This is a genomic window from Corynebacterium genitalium ATCC 33030 (genome assembly GCF_000143825.1).
In the GTDB taxonomy this organism is placed as follows: Bacteria; Actinomycetota; Actinomycetes; order Mycobacteriales; family Mycobacteriaceae; genus Corynebacterium; species Corynebacterium genitalium.
Genome location: NZ_CM000961.1, coordinates 333037 through 355660 on the forward strand (window position 1 = coordinate 333037; position 22624 = coordinate 355660).

Annotated in this window: 22 protein-coding genes; 7 read left to right on the forward strand and 15 right to left on the reverse strand. The window is 65.3% G+C overall.

The window, feature by feature from the left end:
* Positions 1-6 precede the first annotated feature (6 nt).
* Positions 7-1332, reverse strand: a complete 1326-nt coding sequence (gene hemL, locus HMPREF0291_RS01615) for a glutamate-1-semialdehyde 2,1-aminomutase (protein WP_005286920.1) — start codon at positions 1330-1332, stop codon at positions 7-9.
* A 29-nt stretch (positions 1333-1361) separates the two neighbouring features.
* Entirely contained in the window at positions 1362-2426 is a 1065-nt protein-coding gene (locus HMPREF0291_RS11170) for an HNH endonuclease signature motif containing protein (protein ID WP_005286923.1), read from the reverse strand.
* Between the two features lie 206 nt (positions 2427-2632).
* Between HMPREF0291_RS11170 and HMPREF0291_RS01625 the strand changes: the two genes are divergently transcribed.
* From HMPREF0291_RS01625 to HMPREF0291_RS11175, 6 genes are read left to right on the forward strand one after another with little or no spacing between them, the layout of a single operon-like run.
* A complete protein-coding gene (locus HMPREF0291_RS01625; RefSeq protein ID WP_005286926.1) occupies positions 2633-3556 on the forward strand; it encodes an aldose 1-epimerase family protein in 924 nt (307 codons plus the stop codon).
* A gap of 15 nt (positions 3557-3571) precedes the next feature.
* On the forward strand, positions 3572-5215 hold the full coding sequence (locus HMPREF0291_RS01630) for a sodium:solute symporter family protein (RefSeq protein WP_005286929.1): 1644 nt from the start codon (positions 3572-3574) through the stop codon (positions 5213-5215).
* Between the two features lie 8 nt (positions 5216-5223).
* Positions 5224-5505 carry a hypothetical protein gene (locus HMPREF0291_RS01635; protein WP_005286935.1) on the forward strand — a complete coding sequence of 94 codons (282 nt, stop codon included), beginning with the start codon at positions 5224-5226 and terminating at the stop codon, positions 5503-5505.
* A 10-nt stretch (positions 5506-5515) separates the two neighbouring features.
* Positions 5516-6586 carry a galactose-1-phosphate uridylyltransferase gene (galT, locus tag HMPREF0291_RS01640; protein ID WP_040423951.1) on the forward strand — a complete coding sequence of 357 codons (1071 nt, stop codon included), beginning with the start codon at positions 5516-5518 and terminating at the stop codon, positions 6584-6586.
* Positions 6586-7788 carry a galactokinase gene (galK, locus tag HMPREF0291_RS01645; protein ID WP_005286942.1) on the forward strand — a complete coding sequence of 401 codons (1203 nt, stop codon included), beginning with the start codon at positions 6586-6588 and terminating at the stop codon, positions 7786-7788. Before galT ends, galK begins: the two co-directional genes overlap by 1 nt.
* A gap of 25 nt (positions 7789-7813) precedes the next feature.
* The gene (locus HMPREF0291_RS11175) at positions 7814-8626 is read left to right on the forward strand and encodes a trimeric intracellular cation channel family protein (RefSeq protein WP_198002208.1); all 813 of its coding nucleotides are present in this window, start codon (positions 7814-7816) and stop codon (positions 8624-8626) included.
* Here the strand turns inward: HMPREF0291_RS11175 and HMPREF0291_RS01655 are convergent.
* The 11 genes from HMPREF0291_RS01655 to HMPREF0291_RS01705 all read right to left on the reverse strand — a co-directional run bounded on the left by HMPREF0291_RS01655 (position 8623) and on the right by HMPREF0291_RS01705 (position 21069).
* The gene (locus HMPREF0291_RS01655) at positions 8623-9354 is read right to left on the reverse strand and encodes a DedA family protein (protein ID WP_005286948.1); all 732 of its coding nucleotides are present in this window, start codon (positions 9352-9354) and stop codon (positions 8623-8625) included. The two genes, HMPREF0291_RS11175 and HMPREF0291_RS01655, sit on opposite strands and share 4 nt — an antisense overlap.
* A gap of 6 nt (positions 9355-9360) precedes the next feature.
* Complete coding sequence (locus HMPREF0291_RS01660) at positions 9361-10809, reverse strand: protoporphyrinogen oxidase (RefSeq protein ID WP_005286950.1); 1449 nt, start codon at positions 10807-10809, stop codon at positions 9361-9363.
* Positions 10810-11859, reverse strand: a complete 1050-nt coding sequence (hemE, locus tag HMPREF0291_RS01665) for a uroporphyrinogen decarboxylase (protein WP_005286959.1) — start codon at positions 11857-11859, stop codon at positions 10810-10812. It abuts the gene before it with no gap.
* Between the two features lie 10 nt (positions 11860-11869).
* The gene (locus HMPREF0291_RS01670; RefSeq protein ID WP_005286962.1) at positions 11870-14353 is read right to left on the reverse strand and encodes a heavy metal translocating P-type ATPase; all 2484 of its coding nucleotides are present in this window, start codon (positions 14351-14353) and stop codon (positions 11870-11872) included.
* Positions 14354-14366: 13 nt separating this feature from the next.
* The gene (locus tag HMPREF0291_RS01675; protein ID WP_005286965.1) at positions 14367-14849 is read right to left on the reverse strand and encodes a hypothetical protein; all 483 of its coding nucleotides are present in this window, start codon (positions 14847-14849) and stop codon (positions 14367-14369) included.
* Between the two features lie 32 nt (positions 14850-14881).
* A complete protein-coding gene (locus HMPREF0291_RS01680) occupies positions 14882-15478 on the reverse strand; it encodes a hypothetical protein (RefSeq protein ID WP_005286968.1) in 597 nt (198 codons plus the stop codon).
* Positions 15475-16494 (reverse strand): porphobilinogen synthase, encoded by a 1020-nt coding sequence (gene hemB / locus HMPREF0291_RS01685; protein ID WP_040423959.1) that lies wholly within the window; start codon positions 16492-16494, stop codon positions 15475-15477. Before hemB ends, HMPREF0291_RS01680 begins: the two co-directional genes overlap by 4 nt.
* Before the next feature lie 89 nt (positions 16495-16583).
* Positions 16584-18284, reverse strand: coding sequence for a bifunctional uroporphyrinogen-III C-methyltransferase/uroporphyrinogen-III synthase (locus HMPREF0291_RS01690; protein WP_005286973.1), 1701 nt, complete (start codon positions 18282-18284; stop codon positions 16584-16586).
* A gap of 172 nt (positions 18285-18456) precedes the next feature.
* Positions 18457-19344, reverse strand: a complete 888-nt coding sequence (hemC, locus tag HMPREF0291_RS01695) for a hydroxymethylbilane synthase (RefSeq protein ID WP_005286975.1) — start codon at positions 19342-19344, stop codon at positions 18457-18459.
* Positions 19341-20714 (reverse strand): glutamyl-tRNA reductase, encoded by a 1374-nt coding sequence (locus tag HMPREF0291_RS01700; protein WP_005286977.1) that lies wholly within the window; start codon positions 20712-20714, stop codon positions 19341-19343. Before HMPREF0291_RS01700 ends, hemC begins: the two co-directional genes overlap by 4 nt.
* Before the next feature lie 88 nt (positions 20715-20802).
* Positions 20803-21069, reverse strand: a complete 267-nt coding sequence (locus HMPREF0291_RS01705; RefSeq protein WP_005286979.1) for a glutaredoxin family protein — start codon at positions 21067-21069, stop codon at positions 20803-20805.
* A gap of 53 nt (positions 21070-21122) precedes the next feature.
* Here HMPREF0291_RS01705 and HMPREF0291_RS01710 point away from each other — a divergent pair, with 53 nt between their 5' ends.
* Complete coding sequence (locus HMPREF0291_RS01710) at positions 21123-22043, forward strand: HAD family hydrolase (protein WP_232210313.1); 921 nt, start codon at positions 21123-21125, stop codon at positions 22041-22043.
* Positions 22044-22126: 83 nt separating this feature from the next.
* Here the strand turns inward: HMPREF0291_RS01710 and HMPREF0291_RS11455 are convergent, their stop codons facing one another.
* Both HMPREF0291_RS11455 and HMPREF0291_RS01715 read right to left on the reverse strand, forming a co-directional pair.
* A complete protein-coding gene (locus HMPREF0291_RS11455) occupies positions 22127-22228 on the reverse strand; it encodes a 30S ribosomal protein bS22 (RefSeq protein WP_003855542.1) in 102 nt (33 codons plus the stop codon).
* A gap of 162 nt (positions 22229-22390) precedes the next feature.
* Positions 22391-22594 (reverse strand): helix-turn-helix domain-containing protein, encoded by a 204-nt coding sequence (locus HMPREF0291_RS01715; protein ID WP_005286986.1) that lies wholly within the window; start codon positions 22592-22594, stop codon positions 22391-22393.
* Between the last annotated feature and the right edge of the window lie 30 nt (positions 22595-22624).

Below are 22624 nucleotides of genomic sequence, written 5' to 3' on the forward strand. Positions count from 1 at the left end.
TGTGTCCTACTCAGTCGCGCTTGCTGCCGCGCGGGCAGCGGCAGGCAATGCAGTCTCGATCTTCTCAAAGTCTGCATCGGTCAGGGCGGTCGACACAAACCAGGTTTCGAAGGCGCTGGGCGGGGCGTAGACGCCGGCGGCCAGAAGCGCGTGGAAGAACGGGGCGTAGCGGAAGGTGTCGGCGGCCTTCATGTCGGCGAAGTTGTGGCCTGCACCCTCGGCGAAGCGGATGGAGAGCATCGACTCGGCACGCTGGATGTGGTGCGCGACACCTGCGCTGGCCAGGGCGTCGCTAAGCAGCGCGGCCAGGCGGTCGGCGTTGGCGTTCAGCTGCGGGTAGATCGCCTCTTCCGCGATGCTTAACGACGCCTCCCCCGCCGCCATCGCCACCGGATTCCCCGACAACGTACCCGCTTGGTACACCGGCCCGCCCGGCGCGAGGTAGTCCATGATGTCGGCACGGCCGCCGAACGCCGCCGCCGGCAACCCGCCGGAGACGACCTTGCCGAACGTGGTCAGATCGCCGGCCACACCGTCGACGCCGTACCAGCCGCCGTAGGAGGTGCGGAAGCCCGTCATCACCTCGTCGATGATGAGCAGCGACCCGTCGGCATGCGCGATGTCTTTGAGTGCTTGGTTGAACCCGACTCCAGTGGAGGACGTCGCAGGGGCGACGGTGCCCATGTTGCCCGCGGCGGCCTCGGTAATGATCGCGGCGATCTCACCGGGATGCGCGGCGAACGCCTCGCGGACAGCCTCGATGTCGTTGTACGGGACGACGATGGTGTCTCCGGCCTGTGCGCCCGTCACGCCGGGGGTGTCGGGCAGACCGTAGGTAGCCACGCCGGATCCGGCCGCAGCCAAGAGCGCATCGACGTGGCCGTGGTAGCAGCCCTCGAACTTGAGGATCTTCGACCGGCCGGTGAACCCGCGCGCGAGACGCACCGCACTCATTGTCGCCTCCGTGCCGGAGTTGACCATGCGGACCTTCTCCACGCTCGTGCGCTTCACGATCAGCTCCGCTAGGCGCACCTCAGCCTCGGTGGGCGCACCGAAGGACAGCCCGTCCTTCAAGGCTTTCTCCACCGCTTCGACGATCTGCGGGTGGGAGTGCCCATGGATCATGGGACCCCAGGAGCAGATGAGGTCGGTGTAGGGGTTTCCGTCGGCGTCGATAAGCTGCGAGCCGCTCGCGCGCTCGATGAAGCGCGGCTGACCCCCCACGGACCCGAATGCGCGCACGGGCGAGTTCACCCCGCCGGGTGTGACAGCTTTCGCGCGTTGGAAAAGCGCGGCGGAACGGGATTCGGAATGATCGGTTGATGCAGTCATGTCCCCCAGTCTAGGGACTGCTGCATTGGCTAGGTTCCGAAGAGCAACCTCAACGCCCCGTACGGGTGCCGGTTGTTCGGCATCGGGTAGCCGCGCGGCGACACCCACGTCGGCGCACCCCGGATGTTCTCGATCCGGCCGCGGCGGGCCTGGTCATCATCGTCGTTCGTGCGGTTGTGGTAGCGGCACAGGGGCGCGAGGTTGGCCAGGTTGGTCTGGCCGCCGTGCTTCCACGGAGTGATGTGGTGCATCTCGCACATGTCGGCGGCGTGGCGGCAACCGGGGACCGCGCAGATCGGCTGAACCATGCTGACCAGCGTGCGCTGCTTCGCGTTGGCGAACCGCTGGCCGCGCAGCAGGTTCACCGCGCCCTCCTGCGGGTGGAAAACGGCGACTTCCAGCTGGTCGCCGAAGTGCTCAGCCACCAACTCGGAAGCGGTCATGGTGGTGCCGTCGGTCAGGCCGAGGACAGTGTCATCGCCTTCGCCGCCGAGAATCTTAACGGCTTCGTCCACGGGCACCATGACGATGGGGCGGGGTACGGAACGGGGGACGCGGGGGCCGTCGTCACGCAAAAGGTCCAAGAACTTCTCCAGCTTCTGCGGCGACTCCGGCCGCTCCGGGTCAAGCCCGGCCGAGACGGCCTTCTCCAGGTCAGCAAGCTCTCGCTCGGGCCCTGTGATGCTCACCGAGCGGACGCCATCGACCGAGGCGCTGAAGCGGATCCCCGGTTTCGGCGGCTTCTTCTCCTTCGGCGGCACGATCGCGGCGGCCTTGCGCTTGACCGCGTCGTAGTTGCCCCGCAGGGTGAGCAGTTCGTGGCGCAAACGCCAACGCTCGCCTTCGTCGCCGATATGCCGAATGCGTTCCTCGATGAGCACGAGCTGGGCAAGAGGCACCCCGCGCGCCTTATCGACGGCCACCGCCTGCTTCCTCGACCAGCGTGTCTTGCCGAAATACACCTCGCGGGCCTTGGCCCACGTTCGCACCTGGTGCGGCGGGAAGCCAGCGTCGAGGGCGACATTGCGGTCGAACCCCGCCAAAAAGTCGATTCCCTGCGACATCGCGCCGACTGCTTCCCCGAATGCGTTCATGGCTTGAACCGTATGGCCGCATGCACGCGCGGTAAAGGGCAAGGCGAAAACCCTGTGGATAACCGCGTTGACACGTCACCAACCGCGCTGATTTATCCACAATTCCCAGGAAACGATTCGCCCTGAGAGCACATAACTATTGGGCGGTCACCCATGATTGGGTGTGGCATTTTTCGGTACGAGGGCAGGAGAACGATAATTGGACTATGGATGCTGACGCGATCCCAGAAATAGTCCTCGAGCAGGGCAACGTGCGGGCAGTCATCACTGCGTCAGGTGCCGCCGTACGCGATCTGCGTGTCGACGGCCGCCCACTCCTGCGCTCCTTCGAACCCGCCAAGCGTCCCCCTGGGGCTGCGAACATCGTCCTGGCCCCATGGCCGAACCGCGTGAACAACGCGACGTTCCGTTTCGACGGAGAAGATCACCGCCTCGACATCACCGAACCAGAGTTGGGCCACGCCCTGCACGGGTTCACGTGGGGGCGGATCTTCGACATCGACGCCGACACTAACGACGGGGCGGACCGCACTGACCGCACTGACCGCACTGAAGCGACGCTGCGCACTGTGCTCGGCCCCGAACCGGGTTGGCCGTGGGAGATCGCGCTGACTGTGCGTTACCGGCTCGTCGGCAGCCAAGACGCGGCGGCCGGCGCGGGCGCTGGGATCGAGGCGACAATGACCGCCGAGAACATCGGCGCAGAAGCGGCACCGTGCGCGCTCGGCGTGCACACCTACCTCGACCCCCAGGGCGCACCGCTCGACGAGTGCACGCTGCACCACGGCCTGACGCAGCGCCAGCCCCTCGACGAGCGCAACATCCCGGCCGGCCCGCGTGAACCGTGGCCAGACAACCCGATCGACATGGCTGGCGCGTGGCTGGACGACCCCAGATTCGACCCGGAGTACCGGACCCACACGGCAGTTCTGATGGATCGGGCTGGCAAGGGGGTGGGGCTGGATGCGTCGATAAGCATGCGATGGTGCCAGCTTTTCACCTCGCCGCAACGATTCCTCGCGGTTGAACCGATGACCGCACCTCCAAACGCCCTCGCGACCGGCGAGGACCTCATCGTGCTCGAACCCGGCGACCGCACCAGCGTGCGCTGGAAGGTTCGGGCCGTCTAAACAGAAAGCGTCTTCATGGATACAGCTCTCAGACTCGACGCCACCTGGGTCGACTTCATGCTCGTGGCGGTGTTCTTCGCCTTCGTGCTGGGCATTGGGTGGGCCGCGAAGCGCGGTGTGTCGTCGTCAATCGACTTCTTCCTCTCCGGGCGCGGCCTGCCCGCGTGGATCACCGGTCTGGCGTTCATCTCCGCGAACCTCGGTGCGGTGGAGATCATCGGCATGTCCGCCAACGGTGTGGAATACGGCGTGCAAACGATGCACTACTTCTGGATCGGCGCCGTGCCCGCCATGATCTTCCTCGGCATCGTGATGATGCCGTTCTACTACGGCTCGAAAGTGCGCTCCGTGCCGGAGTTCATGCTCAAGCGCTTCGGCCCGGCGGCGCACCTGGTCAACGCGATCTCGTTCGCGGTGGCGCAGCTGCTCATCGCCGGTGTGAACCTGTTCCTGCTGGCCACCGTGGTGGAGGCGCTGCTGGGCTGGCCACTGTGGGCGACGCTTGTCGTCGCTGCGCTCATTGTGCTGGCGTACATCACGCTCGGCGGCCTATCGGCGGCGATCTACAACGAGGTGCTGCAGTTCTTCGTCATCATCGCCGCGCTGCTGCCGCTGACGATCATCGGCCTGCGCCACGTCGGCGGCTGGAGCGGCCTGAAAGAGGCAATCGGCGACCCGAGCCACTTCTCCGCATGGCCCGGCCAGGACCTGTCGGGCTTTGACAACCCGGTCTGGTCTGTCATCGGCATCGTGTTCGGCCTGGGCTTCGTGCTGTCGTTCGGTTACTGGACCACGAACTTCGTCGAGGTGCAGCGCGCGATGGCGTCAGACTCCCTCGCGTCCGCGCGGAAAACGCCGATCATTGGCGCGTTCCCGAAGATGTTCGTACCGTTCATCGTGATCGTGCCCGGCATGATCGCCAGCGTCTTGGTTTCCCCGATCATGGAGGGCGCGGCGAACCCGAACGACGCGGTGCTCTACCTCATGCGCGACTTGCTGCCGAACGGTTTGCTCGGCGTGGGCATTGCGGGTCTGCTCGCCGCGTTCATGGCGGGTATGGCCGCGAACATTTCCTCGTTCAACACGGTGTTCTCCTACGACCTGTGGCAGACGTACCTGATCAAGGACCGCGAGGATGACTACTACCTGCGTGTCGGCCGCCTGGCCACCATCGGGGCGACCGTGATCGCCGTGTTCACCGCGCTGCTGGCCGCGAACTTCGGCAACATCATGGACTACCTGCAGACGCTGTTCGGCTTCTTCAACGCGCCGCTGTTTGCCACGTTCATCCTGGGTATGTTCTGGAAGCGCATGACCCCGCACGCCGGCTGGTCCGGCCTGGTCGCCGGTACCGCCGCAGCCATCGGCTTCTGGGCGCTGTCGCTCGGTAGCGACCCGGTTGTCTCGCTGCCCGGCCAGGGCACCGCGTTCGTTGCCGCGGCACTCGCGTTCACTGTCGACATCGTGGTCAGCGTGATCGTCTCGCTGTTCACCGCGCCGAAACCGGATCACGAGCTTGTCGGCTTCGTCCGCTCCGTCACGCCGAAGGAGCAGCTTGTCGACGCCTCCGAAGCCGCCCTCCCCTGGTACCAGCACACCGTTCCGCTGGGCGTGATCGCGCTTGTCCTTGTCATCGGCCTCAACCTGTTGTTCCTGTAGGAGGGAAAATGTCCACCACAGCACCTCAAACTGCACCTAAGAAAACGTCTGCCACGACCTTCGACATCCGCAACGTCATCGGAGCGCTGCTCGGCTTCTACGGGATCGTCCTGGTGATCTGCTCCTTCGCGCTCGACCCGGGCATGAACGTCGACACCGGCCTGCCCAAGGAATCAAGCGATAACCTGTGGGTAGGCATCGCCTTGACCGTGGCCGCTGCGGCCTTCTTCATCTGGGCGCGCCTGAACCCGATCGAATTCGACCCCGACACGCTAGAGGCAGCTGACTAAATTGAGCGACATCCGCATCACACGCACGACGCTTTCCGACGGCCGCGAGCTCATCTACTACGACTCCCCCGGCAGCGGAACCGCCGAGGTTCCGCCGAGAACAGCTGTAGACGAGCGCGGCCTGCCGGAGGTGCACACCGACTCGTGGATGCGGAAAGACCCCTTGACCGGCGAGTGGGCCCTCTACGCCGCCCACCGCCAGAACCGCACGTTCCTCCCGCCCGCGAACGAAGACCCGCTCGCGCCGACCCGCCCTGGCCAGAAACCCAGTGAAATTCCGGAGTCGGATTATGAGGTGGTGGTGTTTGAGAACAGGTTTCCGTCATTAAGCATGGGCATGGAAGGCCGCGACGGTCACCCCGCGGTCGGCCGGTGTGAGGTAGTGTGCTTCACGCCCGACGCCGACGGTTCCTTCAAAGATCTGCGGCTCGAGCGCAAGCGCACGCTTATCGACGTCTGGGCCCACCGCACCGAAGAACTCTCCGCTTTTGAACCCGTGAAGGCCGTGTTCCCCTTTGAGAACCGCGGCGAGGAAATCGGCGTCACGTTGCACCATCCGCACGGGCAGATTTACTCCTACCCGTTCGTGCCGCCGCGCATGGCGGCGATTGCTCGCTCTGCCCGCGAGCGTCGCGAGGCAGGTGGGAACCTGTTCGACGAGGTGCTGGCCGCTGAGCTGGACGCCGGCGAACGCATCATCGCCGAAACCGAGCACTTCGTCGTGTTCACCCCGATGGCCGCGAAGTGGCCGATGGAGGCCATGGTGATGCCCCGGCGCGACGTGCCGTCCTTCGTCGAGCTCACCGACGACGAGCGCGATGACCTCGCCGAGGTGTTGCACCGGTTGTTCGCTGCCGTCGATAAGTTCTTTGCGGGCGTTGATCGCACGCCGTACATTGCGGCGTGGAACCAGGCACCCGTCGATACGCCGGAGGACGGCCGGCTGCACCTGCAGCTGTTCTCCCTGATGCGCTCGCCCGGCCGGATGAAGTTCCTGGCCGGCAGCGAATCCGGCATGGGCGTGTGGATCAACGACACCACCCCTGAAACCATTGCCGCGACACTGCGGGAGGTCTACTGATGATTGTCCCCACGACCCGCACGCCCGAGGAACTCGATCGGGACGCCCGTGCGTTCTTCGCCGCGCACCTCGGCGGCGAAGCGGACGGCGTGTGGCTCGCCCCTGGCCGCGTGAACCTCATCGGCGACCACGTCGACTACGCCTATGGTGTGTGCCTGCCGTTCGCGACGACGATGGCCACTGCCGTCGCCGCCTGCCGGCGTGAGGACGCGACCGTGCACATGGTCTCCCAATCCCCCACCGGCGAGATTCTCGATGCCTCCGTCGACCTCAACGCCCTTGACGCCGCGAACTCGGCGCCCGGCTGCTTGCCCGACTGGCGCGGGTACATCGCCGGCACGGTCGACGCGCTGCGCGTGCACGGAGCCCCGCAGACCGGCGGGCTCGACCTCGTCGTTGTGTCCGACGTGCCTTTAGGCTCCGGGCTGTCCAGTTCAGCTGCACTGGAGTGCGCTGTGGCTGTGGCGGCCCGCGACCTGCACGGACTCGACGCCACCGACGAGGACATCATCACGGCCACCATGCGCGCCGAGAACCACTACGTCGGCGCGAACACCGGCGGGCTGGACCAGAATGCTGTCGTGCGCGGTAGGGCCGGCCACGCCCTCGCTCTGGACTTCCTCGCCGGCACGCACGAGCAGGTGCCCTGCAACTGGGACGATTACCTGTTGCTCGTCGCCGACAGCCACGTCGAACACTCGCATGCTACAGGCGGTTACGGTTCGCGCCGGGGGCTTATCGACGCTGTGGCCGACGCGTTGGGGTGCACGTTCAGGGAAGGGGACGTCGTCACGCGTGCTGTGGCGTGGGCCGAGACGTCGGATTATGACCCGGAGACCGTGCACCGCCGCGTGCGCCACGTCGCCACGGAGACAGCCCGCACCATCGCAGCCGTCGACGCGCTCAAGGCTGGCGACATCGAACAGTTCGGCGCGCTGATGAACGACGGCCACGCCTCCCTGCGCGACGACTACGAAATCGTGCCCGTTGAGCTCGAAACCGCCGTGCAAGCGGCGCTGGAAGAGGGTGCAGTAGGCGCGCGGATCACCGGCGGCGGATTCGGCGGCTCCATCATTGCGCTGTGCCGCGCCGACGAGGCCGACGCCGTTGCCGCAGCCATCGAGGACGCAACCGGTTCCGCCGGCTACCCCGTGCCTACGATCTACGCCACAAGCGCACAGGATGGAGCCCGCCGGGTATAAGCCGGGTGTAGCTAGAATCGCCGGCGTGAATGACTTCGGCCCTCTCTACTTCATCCTCGAATACACCGGTGTGCTGCTCGCCGCGATCATCGGCGGGCAAGTGGCCAAACGCATGAACTTCGACGTGGTCGGATTCGGCTTCATCGCGTTAATTTCGTCGCTCGCCGGCGGCATGCTGCGCGACTGCCTGCTCAACAACGGCCCCGTCGCCGCGCTGCAGACTCCCTGGTATCTCATCATCGCGGTACTCGGCGGCGCCATCGCATTCTTCCTCCACGTCGAAGGACGGCTGTGGGACCGCGTGCGCTTCTACATGGACGTGGTCACTGTCGGAGTGTGGTCGGTAGTGGGCGCGTCTAAAGCACTCGTCAACGATCTGCCGTGGATCTCCGTACTGCTGCTCGCCGTCATCACAGCGACCGGCGGATCGTTGGTGCGCGACGTCGTGCTGCGCAATATTCCCAGCCTGTTCACGTCCCAGAAGATGTTGGTCTTTCCAGCTCTGCTCGCCGCCGGCCTGACACTCGCATTTTCCCACTTTCAGGTCACTCCGTGGAAGGGCATGCTCATCGCGTCGATCGCCGCATCAGTGCTGTCCATGGCCGTGTACTGGGTGAGCACGCGTCGCGCCCCGCGCACCCGGTACACCGAGAGATCTTTGGAGAAGCGCCTCGCCGCCGAGCTGAACATGTCGGAGGATGATCCGGTGGTGGACATTGCTGGCGCTATCGAAAAGGCGCCGGACGAGGACGTGATAAACATCGTCCGGATCTACCTGCGCGACCAAGTGTTGGAGCGCGCCGGCTCCTCCCCCGCTGCGGCAGAGCCACGCGGTTAGGCTGTGCCCGCGTTCTTCTGCTGCCCGCGAAACACCCCGAAGAAGATGACCACGAGCAGACCGATGGCCACCCAGTTGGCCACCTTCGCGTACTGCTCGAGGACGAAGACGACCGGCTCGCCGATCGCCCAGCCGAGCCCGAAGTAGAGGAACGACCACGCGGTTTTCGCGATGAAGTCGAGCAGCATGAACTTCTTAACGTCCATGCCGGTCGCGCCGCACATGACGAAGACGACGAACGCGATGGGCAGCGGAATCGGCACGTACGCCAGGAAAATGCCAACCCATCCGACGCGGTGGAACCAGCCTTCGACCCGTTCGATGTTGCGCCCCATGCGTTTGGAGTTCTGCGCCTGCACATCAAGGATGCCGCGGCCCCAAAGTTTGCCGGCCCACCAATAGACCCAGTCAAATTTGATGGCCACGACCGAGCCGATGAGCAGGTACCAGATCCAGCCCGGCGCTTCACCGACGGCGGCCAGCGCACCGGTTGAGGCCGCACCGATGCGCGAACCGGTCAGCGCCAGCATCACCGGCGGGTCGAGACCCAGCAGCCACGCGCGCAGCGGAATCATCGCCATGCCGAACAGGCCGACAAAACCGAACCACGCGAGGCACCAGTAGTCGGCTTTGGTGGGTTTGGAGTTCCAGGGCAGCCCTGGTTCTTCCCACCATTCGGGTTCTTCGGAAGCGGGGCGGTCGTCCACCCGGTCCTGCTCGTCGTGCATGGACAATTAACCTACAGCACGCGCTGTGTCGCGCGCGTGTGCGATGACGGCGGGCACGCCGACGCCGCCCGCCCATGCGCCTGTCGCGGAGATGCCGGGCACTTGCGCCAATTGCTTATCGACGTCACGCACCACCCCCACATGACCCTCGTCGTAACGCGGAAGACCGCCGAACCAGCGTTGGACGTAGATTTCTTCGAGGCCTGCTTCCCTGCCGTCGAACCCTGTGATGGTCTGCAGGTCATCGAGTGCCCAGTCGACGAGGTCGTCTTCGGAGGCCGTGATAGCCAGGTCCGGGTTGTCGCCGTAGCGGCCGAAGCTAGCGCGCACGAGTGCCCCGCCGCGCTCGGCGAGGTGCGGCCACTTCTTCGACGACAGTGTGAACGCCTTCGCGCGCACATCCGGTTTAGCGGTGTCAGCAGTGTCGGCGATGAGGATGCCGGAGTTCTCCGGCAGGCCCGAGCCGTCGGCAAAGCGCATGCCTACCACAGCGGAGTTCGCCAACTTTACTTTCGACAGCGCAGCGGCCACGTCGGGGGCAACGCGCTTCAGCAGCAGTGCCGCAGTCGGCGCGGGCACGGCGAGGATGACGTGGTCGTAGAGTGTGTCTTCGCCGCCGGTCAGCTTGTACTGGGGCGCGGCGGCGTCGCTGGATGAGTCGGCGCGCTCAATGTCGGAAATGAAGGCGTCGATGTAAATGTCGGCGCCGGATTGCTCGGCCAAGGTTTCGTAGAGCTCCTGGTAGCCGTCGCGGAAGGCGTTGAACACCGCGCCGTGGCCTGTGGGCAGCTCAGCGCGCTGCGCCTCCAAGTTGCGCACAGCCGTGGACAGGTGGACCAGGCGGTCGGGGTGCTCGGCGGTCAATCGATCGAATTCGGCGGCGAGCTGCGGGATCGTGGCACGCACGCCGAGGTCATCAGCCGTGCAGGAGTACACTCCCCCGAGCAGCGGGGAGACGATGATGTCGGCGACCTCGTCACCGTAGCGTTCACGCACCAGCGTGCCGACGTTGAGGTCGCCAGGGTCGGAATCAGGGGTGGGCCAGAAGAAGCCGGGGCGGTCGGATTCAGCGTCGATAAGCGCGGCGGTGTCGGCGGACACGAGGTGGGCGACAGTATCGGAGCGCCCGGGGATGCCCATGACGCCGCCGGTGGGCAGCTCGCGGACGGCACCGCCGGACCAGAGGAGCGAGCGCAGGCCGGAAGGCTCGACGAGGGAGTCGCCTAAGCCGAGGGACTCGAAAAACTCGACGGCGTCGCGGCGGCGCGCCATGAACGCCTCCGCTCCCATGTCTGTGGGGCCAGCTTCGAAGGCCACTGTGTAGAGCTTGCCGCCGATGCGGTCAGTGGCCTCGTACACGTCGACCTTGTCGTCGCGGCCGTCGTGGCGGCCGTGACGCAGCTCGTAGGCGGCGGTGAGGCCAGCCAGGCCGGCACCGATGATGGCGATGTTCATTTACGCCTCCTCGTGAATAATGCGGACTGCCTCGGTGATGGCGTCCGGGTCGGTCTCCGGGAGTACCCCGTGGCCGAGGTTGAAGATGTGGCCCGTTGCTGTGCCGGCACGCACGGCGTACTCGGCTTCGCCCTTGATGCGGGCGATTTCCTCGCGCACGACGTCGGTGCCGGCGAAGAGCAGCGCCGGGTCGAGATTGCCCTGCAGCACCTTCGGAGCGGTGAAGCGTTCAGCGGCGCGGTCGAGCGGGACGCGCCAATCGACGCCCATCACTTCCGAGCCCGCCTCCGACATCGCCCCGAGCAACTCACCGGTGGCCACGCCGAAGTGGATGCGCGGGATCTCCCCGGCGACGGTGGCCAGGATCTCGGTGGAGTACGGCAGGACGTAGCGGCGGTAGTCGGCCTCAGTGAGGAAACCGGCCCAGGAGTCGAACAACTGCATCGCGTCGATGCCTGCTTCGACCTGGATGCGCAGGAAAGCGGTGATGGTGGGCACGAGCTTGGACATCAGGGCGTGCCAGGTGTCCGGGTCGCCGTGCATCATGGCTTTGGTTTTCTCGTGGTTCTTGGACGGGCCACCCTCGATGAGGTAGCTGGCCAGGGTGAACGGGGCACCGACGAAGCCGATGAGGGCTTGGGTGTCGGTGAGCTCGGACAGGATGATCGAAATGCCTTCCGCGACGTCGGCGACATCGCCTTCCAGGACAGGCAGGGCGTCGACGTCGGCGCGGGAACGCACCGGCGACCCCATGACGGGTCCGCGCCCGGGCACAATCTCTACATCCACGCCGGCTGCCTTGAGCGGCACGACGATGTCGGAGAATAGGATCGCCGCGTCCATGTCGTGGCGGCGCACCGGCTGCATGGTGATCTCCGCGAGCAGCTCCGGCATGAAGCAGGAGTCCAGCATGGCGATACCTTCCCGTGTAGCGCGGTACTCGGGAAGGGAGCGGCCCGCTTGGCGCATGAACCACACCGGGGTGCGCGACGGGGTGCGGCCGGTAGCGGCGGCGATCAAGGGGGCGTGGTCAAGCGTGCGTCTGCTCATGGCTCCATTGTTACAGGCTCCGCGGGAAACGCCGCGCCCGCATCGACAATGACTCGATGAGCAGCGACGACCCGAGCATGAGTACCGTGGCGATGATCGGCGGGATCACACCAATGGCGGCGAAGAAGAGCATGGCGATGTTGTACATCCACGCCAGGGAAAGATTGCGGTCTTTGATGCCGCAGACATTGCGGGCGTGAGCGATGAGCTGGGGGACGGCGGTGACATCCTGACGCAGCAGCATCACCGACACGCGGCGGTTACGCTTGCGTCCCGTTTCAATGTCATCTGCGGTGGCGTACATGATGCTCACATCGGCGGCGCGCAGCGCATCAATCACAGTGCGGTCGCCGACCATGGCTACCTCTGCACCGTTGGCACGCAAGGTGCGGATGGCGCCGGGCTTCTTGTCGGCGGTGATGCCTGCCAGCACGGTGGAGATGCCTAGGTAATCGGCGAAGCGACGGGCGACGGCGTACGTGTCCCGGGTACACATGACCGTTTCTAGGCCTTGACCCTCCAGCAACGCAATGGCGTCGTCGGCGTCATCCTTGAACGGGTCATGCAATGTGATCACGCCGCGGTCTTTGCCCTTCCAATGCACCACAACGGGCGTGCCGCCAGAGGTCGCTGCCACCGCCAGGTTGCCCTTTAAATGGGACAGGTTGGAGGGGCGCCACAGCATAGCGTCGATGTGCGTCGTGCTCTCGTGGCCGTCTTCGTCGACGTACACCAGCGCCAGGCGGCCGGTGACATCGCCGGTGCGCGCATAGTCGACGCTGACCAGCTCGTAGCGCGCAGGCAGCTCACGGTCATCGTCGGCCCCGGCGCGGGCATCGCGGGCACCTGCCACGAGCGCACGCGGAACGGCGAACTGGGAGTTCATCGACAGAGCGCCGGCAATGCGCATCACCATTTCTTTGCTGTCGCCCTCGGCGGCCGTGACGGACTCGACGAACATCTCGTCCTGCGCGAGCGTGCCCACGCGGTTGAACACGATCGTGTCCACGGTCTCTAAGGTCCGCAGGGTTTCACCGTCGCGGACAAGCACACCGTTGCGTGCGGCGGATTCAATGCCCAGGCGCATCGCCAGCGCCGGCGAGAGCGCCAACGCGACTGGGGCCACGCCGGAGAGCACGGCCAATGCGGTGCGCAACGCCGCGTTATAGTCGCCCGTGATCAGCCCCCACAGCACAAAGCTTGTCAGCGCCACCGCCATCGCCACCGGCAGCAACGCCGCCGCTGCCTGCGCATGCTGCACAGAGGCGTAGCGCTGGCGCGCTTCGACGTCTGCCAACCAGTGCTCCACGGCGCTCCACCGCGTCGCGTGGCCGGTGCGCTGCGCGCGCACCTTGACTTCGCCCTCGGCGATGACGGAACCAGCGTAAATGATGGAACCGACTTTGACGTCAATGGGTTCGTGGGCGTCGATCAGCCCGGGGCGCAACCGTGCGCGCCCGCCCATGATCACACCATCGACGGGAACGATCTCACCGACGTGCACAACAATGTCGTCGCCGCGGTTGATCTCCGAGACGGGAATGCGTTCCTCAGCAGCCTCGGCCTGGCCGCGTTTCTTGCAGAAGCGGATGTATTCGGTGTCGGGGTCGAGGGTGCGGGCGGTCATTTCGTCGAGAAGCAATGTGCGCGCACGGATGGAATACCGCCGCCCGATCAGCAGAAGCAGCGTGATGCCGCACGCGACATCGAGAAATAGCTCTGGACCGTTCGCTGTGCCGCGGGTGGTGGCGAACCACGTGAAGCCCGAATGCCAGCCGCGGTGGCCGGTCGGCGCGGCAAAAATGACGGCGGCGGACCACAGGTACGCGATGATGATGGCGACGGCGCTCGCACCGTCAAGTGCTGTGCTGCCGCGCCGGACTCCGCCGAGCAATGCGCGGTGGAACGGTAACGCGCACCACGTGACCACCGGCGTGGCCAAGGCGAGTTCGACCCACTGCCAACCGTCGAACTGCGTAGGGCGGAAGTAGGCGAGCACGAGGACCGGCAGCGTGAACACCAGTGCCACCCACATGCGGGCGGGGGTGACCAAGTCGCGGGCGGTGTAGAGGACATCGTCCTGCGTGGGCTCCGTTTTGCGCTGCGGGGTGTACCCGGCGCGCCGTGCGCGGTCGAGCGACCGGTCCGCGCTCCGACGCCGGCGGCGCATCCGCGTGGGCACGGGGCGTTGGGAGCGGCGCCGGCCCGTTGTCATGTCGGCGGGGGCTGCGTGGCGCAGCTGCGAGGCGTCGGTCAGCCGCGCCGTGATGCCCAGTTCAGCGAAGACCTCGATGATCTGCTCCGGCCCCGTTGCAGCTGTCGCCGTGATCCAGGCGGAGTTGCTCGGGTGCACGATCTTGCACTCGACACCTTCGATCGTCTCCAGGGTGGCTTCGACCTCATCGATATCGGGCGCACCCGGCAGCCCCTCGAGAGTGAAGGAATAGGAGACATGCGGCCGGTCTTGAGTCTCTTCCTCGATGTATGCGGTCATCTCTACGTGCTCACTAAAAGCGGGGGCTCATCTTGTCCACGAACGCGTTCGCGTCCGGACGGAACGCGAACAGCATGGAAAACGCCAGCAGAATCACAATGACCATGGACGCCCACGACGTCAGCTGCACCATGAACGCCGCAACGTTGAGAAAGCAGCTCAGCGCCACGAACCCAGCCGCACATCGGCGGGCGATGCGGTTGCCGTGGCGGAAGTAGCTCGCCGCCGAGACCAACAGCAGCGCCAGCACAATGTTGCCGATGGACACCGCACGCAAGTTGGTCATGTAGGAAGCACGCAGCGACTCATTCGCCGGATCTCCCGGGAAGCCCTGGGATAGCAGCATCATCGCAGTCACCAGCATGAGCACCGCAGCGCCGCAGATGAGGTAGAACGCGATCTGCAGATTGCGCGGCCACGTGTCCCCAACTGCACCGCGGTAGCGGCGGTTCGGGTCGTTCGGGTCGCTCACGATCGTGGGGAACATCCCGGCCATGACGTGCACCTGCGTTTCTGTGTTCTGGGTTTTTAGTGAGTGCTTACGTCATTATGGTCTGTGGCGTCTTTGGCCGTCCACTTCTTCACATCGTCCTGGTTAGCGAAGATGAGGGCACAGATCGCCGCCACTCCCGCAGCGATCTGCAGCACGCCGTCGGCACCGATGACCGCGGTGGGCACATCCATGCCGGCAGGGTTGATCAGAAACACTGTGAGCATGCGCAGCGCAAAGAACACAGAGAACACCATCAGCAAAGTACGCGCGCTGTTCGCCCACTTCTTCTGCGCCGCCACGGCCCGCAGTGCGAGCGCAAGCAGCGCGACAATCAGCAGCGACAGCAGTGCCATGATGCTTATCGACGTATACGCCACCAACTTCACCTGCCCCTCGGACACCTCTTGCGGCATGCCCTTGCTGGCCTCACGCGCACTCTCGAACAGCGCGGAAGGATCCAACAGCGGCATCGCAATGGAGAAAAGCTGGTGCAACAACTCCGCACCGATCATGACCACCCACGTGACCAACAGGTAGCGCACGGCTTCCGGCCGCTGGTCAGGCCGAGCGTCCTGCGCGGGCGGCGCGGGCTGGGCGGGTTGTTGCGGTGCGGGCGGGGTTGGGTGGGTCATGGGCGGGGTCTTTCGTCGATAAGCATGCGAGCTGCGTCGAGCGCGAAGTACGTGAGAATCTGGTCGGCGCCGGCGCGTTTGATGGAGAGCAACGCTTCCATCATTGTGCGGTCTAGGTCAATCCAGCCATTGCGGCCGGCGGCCTGGATCATCGCGTACTCGCCGGAGACGTGGTAGGCGGCGACGGGGACGGGCGAGACTTCAGCGACCTTCGCCAGCACGTCGAGGTACGGCATGGCCGGCTTGACCATGACCATGTCCGCGCCCTCAGCCACGTCGAGTTCGACCTCCATGAGGGACTCGCGGATATTTGCCGGATCCTGCTGGTAGGTCTTGCGGTCGCCCCACAGGGAGGAACCGACAGCGTCACGGAAGGGGCCGAAGAACGCAGACGCATACTTCGCCGAATACGCCATGATCGCGACATCCGTGTAGCCCGCTTGATCGAGCGCGTGGCGGATCACTTCCACCTGGCCGTCCATCATTCCGGACGGGCTGACAATATGCGCGCCGGCCTCAGCCTGCGACACCGCCATCTTCGCGTACAGCTCCAAGGTGGCGTCATTGTCCACCGCCACATTGCCCTCCCGGTCGGTGACCAAGACGCCGCAGTGGCCGTGATCGGTGAACTCATCGAGGCAGGTGTCGGTCATGATGAGCAGCTTGTCGCCGAACTCGTCGCGCAGCCGCGCAATGGCACGGTTGAGCACGCCGTCCGGGTCCCAGGCCTGGGAGCCGGACGCATCCTTGTCCTCGCTGCGAGGCACACCGAACAAGTCAACGCACGGAATCCCCAAAGAAACAGCCTCCCGGCAGATCTCCACGAGAGAGTCCATGCTGTGCTGGTACACACCCGGCATGGAGGCGATGATGCGGGGTTTGCCCGATTCACCGAGATCGTCGGCAACGAACAGCGGCAAAATCAGGTCCGCCGGATCCAGGCGGACCTCCGCCGTCATGCGGCGCATCGCGGCGTTCTGGCGCAGCCTCCGCGGCCGCCGCACCGGGCCAGTCAGGCTCGGTGCAGGCGAGTGGTTGAACGAATCTGTGGGTTCCGACGGTGTAGGCACACAGACCATTCTACGAATGGCGTCCACGGCCGTAGCTACGAGCGTCGGGCGCGACGCTTTTTCCGCGGCGGCGGCAGCTGGCCGGCAGCGCGGAGACCGGCGACATGCTCGGCCAATGCGTCGACAAGCGACGGTACGTCGGCGACCTCGGGCACGACATCGACCCGCAAGCCTTGCTCCTTCGCTTCCGCAGCCGCCATGGGACCGATGCACGCGATGATGGTGCGCGGGTGCGGCTTGCCGGCAATGCCGACGAGGTTCTTCACAGTCGAGGCGGAGGTGAAGCAAACAGCGTCGAACCCGCCGGTCTTGATCATGTCGCGCACTTCCGGTGCCGGCGGGGCGGCGCGGACAGTGCGGTAGGCGACGACGTCGTCGACTTCCCAGCCGCGCTCGACAAGGCCGTCAACAAGCACGTCGCTGCCGATGTCCGCGCGCGGCAGCAGCACGCGGCCGACCGGGTCGATCTCCTCGACATACTCAGGGAAGATGTCCACGAGGCCGTGCGCGTTCTGCTTCGTGCGGTGCGGGATGAGCTCCGGGATCATGCCGCGGGAGCGAATCGCGTCAGCGGTCTTCTCCCCCACTGCGGCCAGGTGGACCCCGGCAAAGGAGCGGGCATCCAGGCCGAGCTCCTCGAACTTGTCCCACACAGCGTCAACACCGTTGACCGAGGTGAACACGATCCACTGGTAGCGTCCCTCAACGATGCCTTTGATCGCGCGGTCCATCTGCGCCGGGTTGCGCGGCGCCTCCATGGAAATGGTGGGCACGGACTGCGGAATTGCGCCATAGGAGTTCAGCCGGGCGTTCATCACACCGGCCTGCTCCTTCGCGCGCGGCACGAGTACACGCCAGCCGTAGAGCGGACGGTTCTCCCACCAGGAGTACTTCGAACGGTCGTCGACAGCAGTGCCGATGGTGACCACGAGCGTGCCATCCAAGTCCGCATCGAGCTTGCCGACGGTCCCCAGCGTCGCATCAAACGTCCGCTGCAGACGGGTCGTACCGTTGATGGTCACAGTCAGCGGCGTCGACGCGGAGAACCCGCGGGCCTGCAGCTCGGTGGCAATGACCGGCAAGTGGCGGGCCTCGCCCTGGAGGACGAGCGGCTGCGGGGCGGCGGCGAGGCCGTCCCAGTCGATCGGCTCGTTGGCCAGGTCAGCTTCGGTGTAGGTGGAACCGAGCGCGATGCCGGCGAACGAGGGCACCGTCGACGGCAACGACATGCCGGGCACCACCTGGAACTCCAGGCCGGCGGCGGCGACAGCGGAGATCTCCTCCATGATGGCGTTGCGGGTCAGCGGGTTGCCCGCAACCAGACGGATGACGTCGCCATCGCCTGCTTCACCGCGGTCGATCGCCGCCTGCGCTTCGGCGAGGGCTTCACGCAACGGCTCGACGATCTCATCTCCGGCGGGTGCCTGTTCGCTCAGCTCTGCCGCAGTCGGGTCTGCCGGTTTCGCGGGCTTGCGGCGGGCTCCAGCCTCCTTGGCTTTGGCACACATGGCCTCGTACTCTTCCGCAGCCGCTTTCAGCTTGTCAGCCGGCACGGGGAGAGCGGATCCGACGACACCGCGCACACCGCCAGAGACGTCCGGATCGACAACGGCGATCGAGTTACGCTCCAGCACCTCGCGAGCGCGGATCGTCAACAGGTCGGGGTTGCCTGGCCCGGCGCCGACGAAAATGACCTTGCCAACGTTCTCGGGCGCTGTGGAGGAGGCAGCATTCATCAAAGAAATCTCTTCTAAACGGATCGTTTGAAAGCGTCAATCACTAGAAAACCGCCTTACGCACCAAGGGACGTGCCCGGAGCTCCCATTAACGGGGACCAGATGCACAGCGGCGCAGACGGCGTATGGTAGTTACACCTTAAAGTAAGACGGCTGTTTTGAAAAACCGTGCTTAGAGGAATTGGGCTGCTCCTGCGTCGAAAAGTTGCTGGGCGCACGCTTGGCCCACCTCGCGCGGATCTGTGCCGCTAGCTTCGCGCACGAGTTGGGCGGAGCCGTCGAGAGCGAACACGCCGCCGCGCACCGTGATCTCATCTCCGTCGAGGACCGCAGACGCCGCGACGGGCGCGGTGCAGCCAGCTTCCAAGGTCGCAAGAACGAAGCGTTCGGTCAGGGCGCAGCGGGTGGCAAAGTCGTCGACAAGCGTGTCGATCGCTGCGACCGCCTGCGCATCCTCCGCCCGGCACTCCACGGCAAGCGCACCTTGGGCAGGTGCGGGCATGAAGTCCTCCGGTGCGAAGACTTCGGTGGCGCGCTCGCCGAGGCCGACGCGGGACATGCCTGCGTAGGCGAGCACCACAGCGTCGAGCTCACCGCTGGTCACGCGCCCCATGCGCGACTCGATGTTCCCCCTCAACGGGTGAATGTCCAGATCAGGGCGTTTCGCACGCAGCTGAGCGATGCGCCGGGGTGCGGAGGTGCCCACGCGGGCGCCGCTGGGCAAGTCGGCCAGTTTCAGGCCGTCGCGGGCAATCAGTGCTTCACGGCGGTCCTCCCGCACAGGAATGATCAGGTGCGTGCGCGGTTCGTGAGCGGTGGGAAGGTCTTTGAAGGAGTGGACGGCGACGTCAGCTTCACCGTCGAAAAGCGCCTGGCGGATAGCGGTGGTGAACACGCCGACCCCGATGCGCTCCACAGGGGCTTGCGACATGTCGCCCGCGGTGGTGACGATGGTCAACTCAGCGCTGTGTCCTGCGCTGATCAACGCATCGCGAATGTGTCCGGCCTGGGTCGTAGCGAGCTTGGACCCGCGCGTGGCTACTCTCAACGTCTCTGTCACTGGCTTTCCCTTTCACAAAACCCGGCAAGCGAGCTCTTCTCATAATGAGTGCCGTCGTCGCCTGCGAGCCCGGTGCGCGTATCTTTGCCGCCGGTGAGGCCGAACAGCTCCTCGATGGCGATTTCGTAACTCACCTTCGACTGCGTGCCCGCTAGCTCTTTGATCTTCACGGTCGGATTATGCAAGAGCTTATCGACGATCCTGCGCACCGCCCGTTCCACTTCCCCGAACTCCCCGTCATCCAATCCGGGCAGGCGGGAGCGCAATTTGTCCAGCTCAGTCTGGGCGGTCTCAGCGGCGGTGACGCGCAGTTCGGTGACCATAGGGGCGACATCGCGCACACGCTGCTCGGTTGCATAGGCGGCCAGCTCCGTGGCGACGATGTCCTCGGCCTGCCCGCGGGCATCGAGCTCCGGGCACATCGGAGAATCGGCGGAGTGCTTGAGAGCCTCGTGCAAGGCCTCGATGTTGATGAGGCTGACACCGGGCAGCTCGGCGACCGCGTCGTCGATGTCGCGCGGCAGGGACAGATCGACCAGCAGCGCGGGCCCGGGAATGTCCTCCGGGGTGATGGTGAAGCCGTCGCTCGCGGTCGCGGAGACCGCAATGTCCACCCGTGACAGTGCTCCGGCGCGGGCAGAAAAATCCACCACCTCGGCGGTCACACCGGCTGCGCGGGCGTGCTCGGCAAGCCGTTCGGCGCGCGAGCGGGTGCGGTTCGCAATGATCAGCTTGCTCACCCCGCGTTTACCCAGGTCCGTGGCGGCCAAAGAGCTCATTGCGCCGGCTCCAAGAACCAGTGCCGAGTGCCCTTCCAGAGACGCGTCGGGGGTCAGTCCCTTCAGCCGCATTGCTTCGTCGAGGGCAGCGGTGACCATGGAGGAACCAGCGTCATCGATATCTGTCTCGGTGTGGACGCGTTTACCGGCGTGCAAAGCAGACTGGACTAGCGCGTGCAGCGCCGGGCCGATCGTGCCACGGTCTGCGGCGTCCTGGTAGGCGGAGCGGACCTGGCCGATGATCTGCTGCTCCCCCACCACCATGGAGTCCAAACCGGCGGCGACGCGCATGAGGTGCTTCGCCGCGGCGTCGGCATAGCGGACATAGAGGTATCCCCGCAGCTGTGCCAACTCCACGCCCGAGAATTCGCTGAGCACACCCAGCACGTCGTTGACACCGGTGTGGAACGCGTTGGTGACGGCGTAGACCTCCATCCTGTTGCAGGTGGAGATGGTCATGGCTTCGCTGATGCTGGGTTGCTCAAGAAGAGCGCGTGCAGTCTGCTCCTGCACGGCGTTGTCCATGCTGAGCCGCTCCAGCAGCGCGACGGGCGCCGAGCGGTGGGACATGCCCACCACGAGAACACTCACGTTTTCCCTCCAAGCCAGTTCGCGATCATCCCAAAGGATACCCCCGCTGCCCAGTTCCCAGACAATCCCCTGATCGTCGCGTGCGAATCTAGCGCGAGTCTACCTGCCCGCCACGGGCGAGTTCCGCAGCCAGTTCCGCGTTATCGACTTCCCAGCAGGCGAACTCTTCACCGTCGATGACCACGACGGGAACTCGGTCACCGAATTCGATGGCTAGGCCAGGGTGGGCGTCGACGTCGACAAGCGAAAGACGCGCTCCCGCTTCCGCCACCACGGGCGCGATCTGCGCCGCCACGCGCTCGCACGAGCCGCATGTGGAGCGGACCATTAGTTCAACCTCAGCTACTGCACCCATTGGGAACCTCCTAACATACGATGGATCACACTACACACGAAGGGAGAGAAGGCTTGAGCGGCAATCTGCGGCGCTACCTTGAGGAGACTGCGCTTCCGCCTATCGACGACGCCCACCAGCGCACCGCAGGCGAAGCCGCCGCCTCCGCCGCATCCTCGACCGTAGGCCAGAGCGCTGAGCGCGTCACCGAGCCCGACCCGGACATCCCGCAGCACGCGACCGCCGCTGCATTCTTCGATGTAGACAACACCCTGATCCAGGGAAATTCGCTCATCGCACTGGGATACCAGCTGTTCAAGCGCGGATTTTTGACGCTGAGCGAGATCTTCCCGTATCTCGTGGCTCAAGGCCGGTACCGTTTGTTCGGCGCGGAGCTGCCAGACGCGATCGCGCAGGGCCGTGAGAAAGCGCTGAGCTTCATCACGGGGTGGAGCGTGAGCGAACTGCGCGACCTGTGCGCAGAGCTTGTCGACGCTCACTTGATCGCCCGCACCTACACCGGCACCCGCGAACTCGCCTCGATGCACATCAACGCCGGTGAGCAAGTGTGGCTCGTGTCCGCAACACCCGTGCAGGTCGGGCAAATTCTGGCTGAGCGCCTCGGTTTCACCGGCGCCCTGGGCACCGTTGCAGAGGAAGAGGACGGACAGTTCACCGGCCGTCTCGTCGGCGATATCCTCCACGGCCCGGGTAAGGCGCACGCCGTGGCTGCTCTGGCAAAGGCACAGGGGCTCAACTTGGAGGAGTGCACCGCCTACTCCGACTCCGCCAATGACATTCCCATGCTGTCCATGGTGGGCACCCCCGTGGCCATCAACCCCGACAGCACATTGAGAAAGCACGCCGCGAAACACGGCTGGCTCATCCGGGACTACCGCCCGGTGCGCCGGGTGTTCCTCAGCGTGCTTGTCCCCTTAGGCGCCGTAGCCGGCATTGGTGGCGCGCTGGCGTGGCGCCGCCGCCGGAAGCGCTAGGCCGAACGCTCGCCGGGGTCAACCAAAGCCGAAAAACGCCCGCTCCGGCCAAACGGCGGGGACGGGCGTGAAGCGGGGCAGTTTTACTTGCCCAGTTTGCGACGCTGAACGCGCGTACGGCGCAGCATCTTGCGGTGCTTCTTCTTGGACATGCGCTTACGGCGCTTCTTGATCACAGAGCCCATAGGTTTCCTCGCTTCTCTTTGTACGTACAGTTCCGTGCCGCGTTCCGGTTCCAGGGCAGGTCCGGGGCAACGCCGCGAGGTGCACTCTCGAGGCGGCGCTCACGCAACATGAATGGGTACAAAGTCTAGCGCCGTGACCGGGCGAATCCAAAAAGAGGGGGGCTAACTCACGTCGGAGTCGACGTCGTAGACCGAGGAATCCAGGTACTCGTTGACGGCGTTCTCATTCACGCGGAACGAACGGCCCACGCGCACTGCCGGCAGCTCGCCGGAGTGGACCAGACGGTAGACCGTCATCTTGGAAACGCGCATGATCTCAGCGACCTCAGCGACGGTCAGGAACTTGCCTTTATCTTCAGTTGCCATGTTCTAGTTAAACCTCCAGCACTAGAGAGC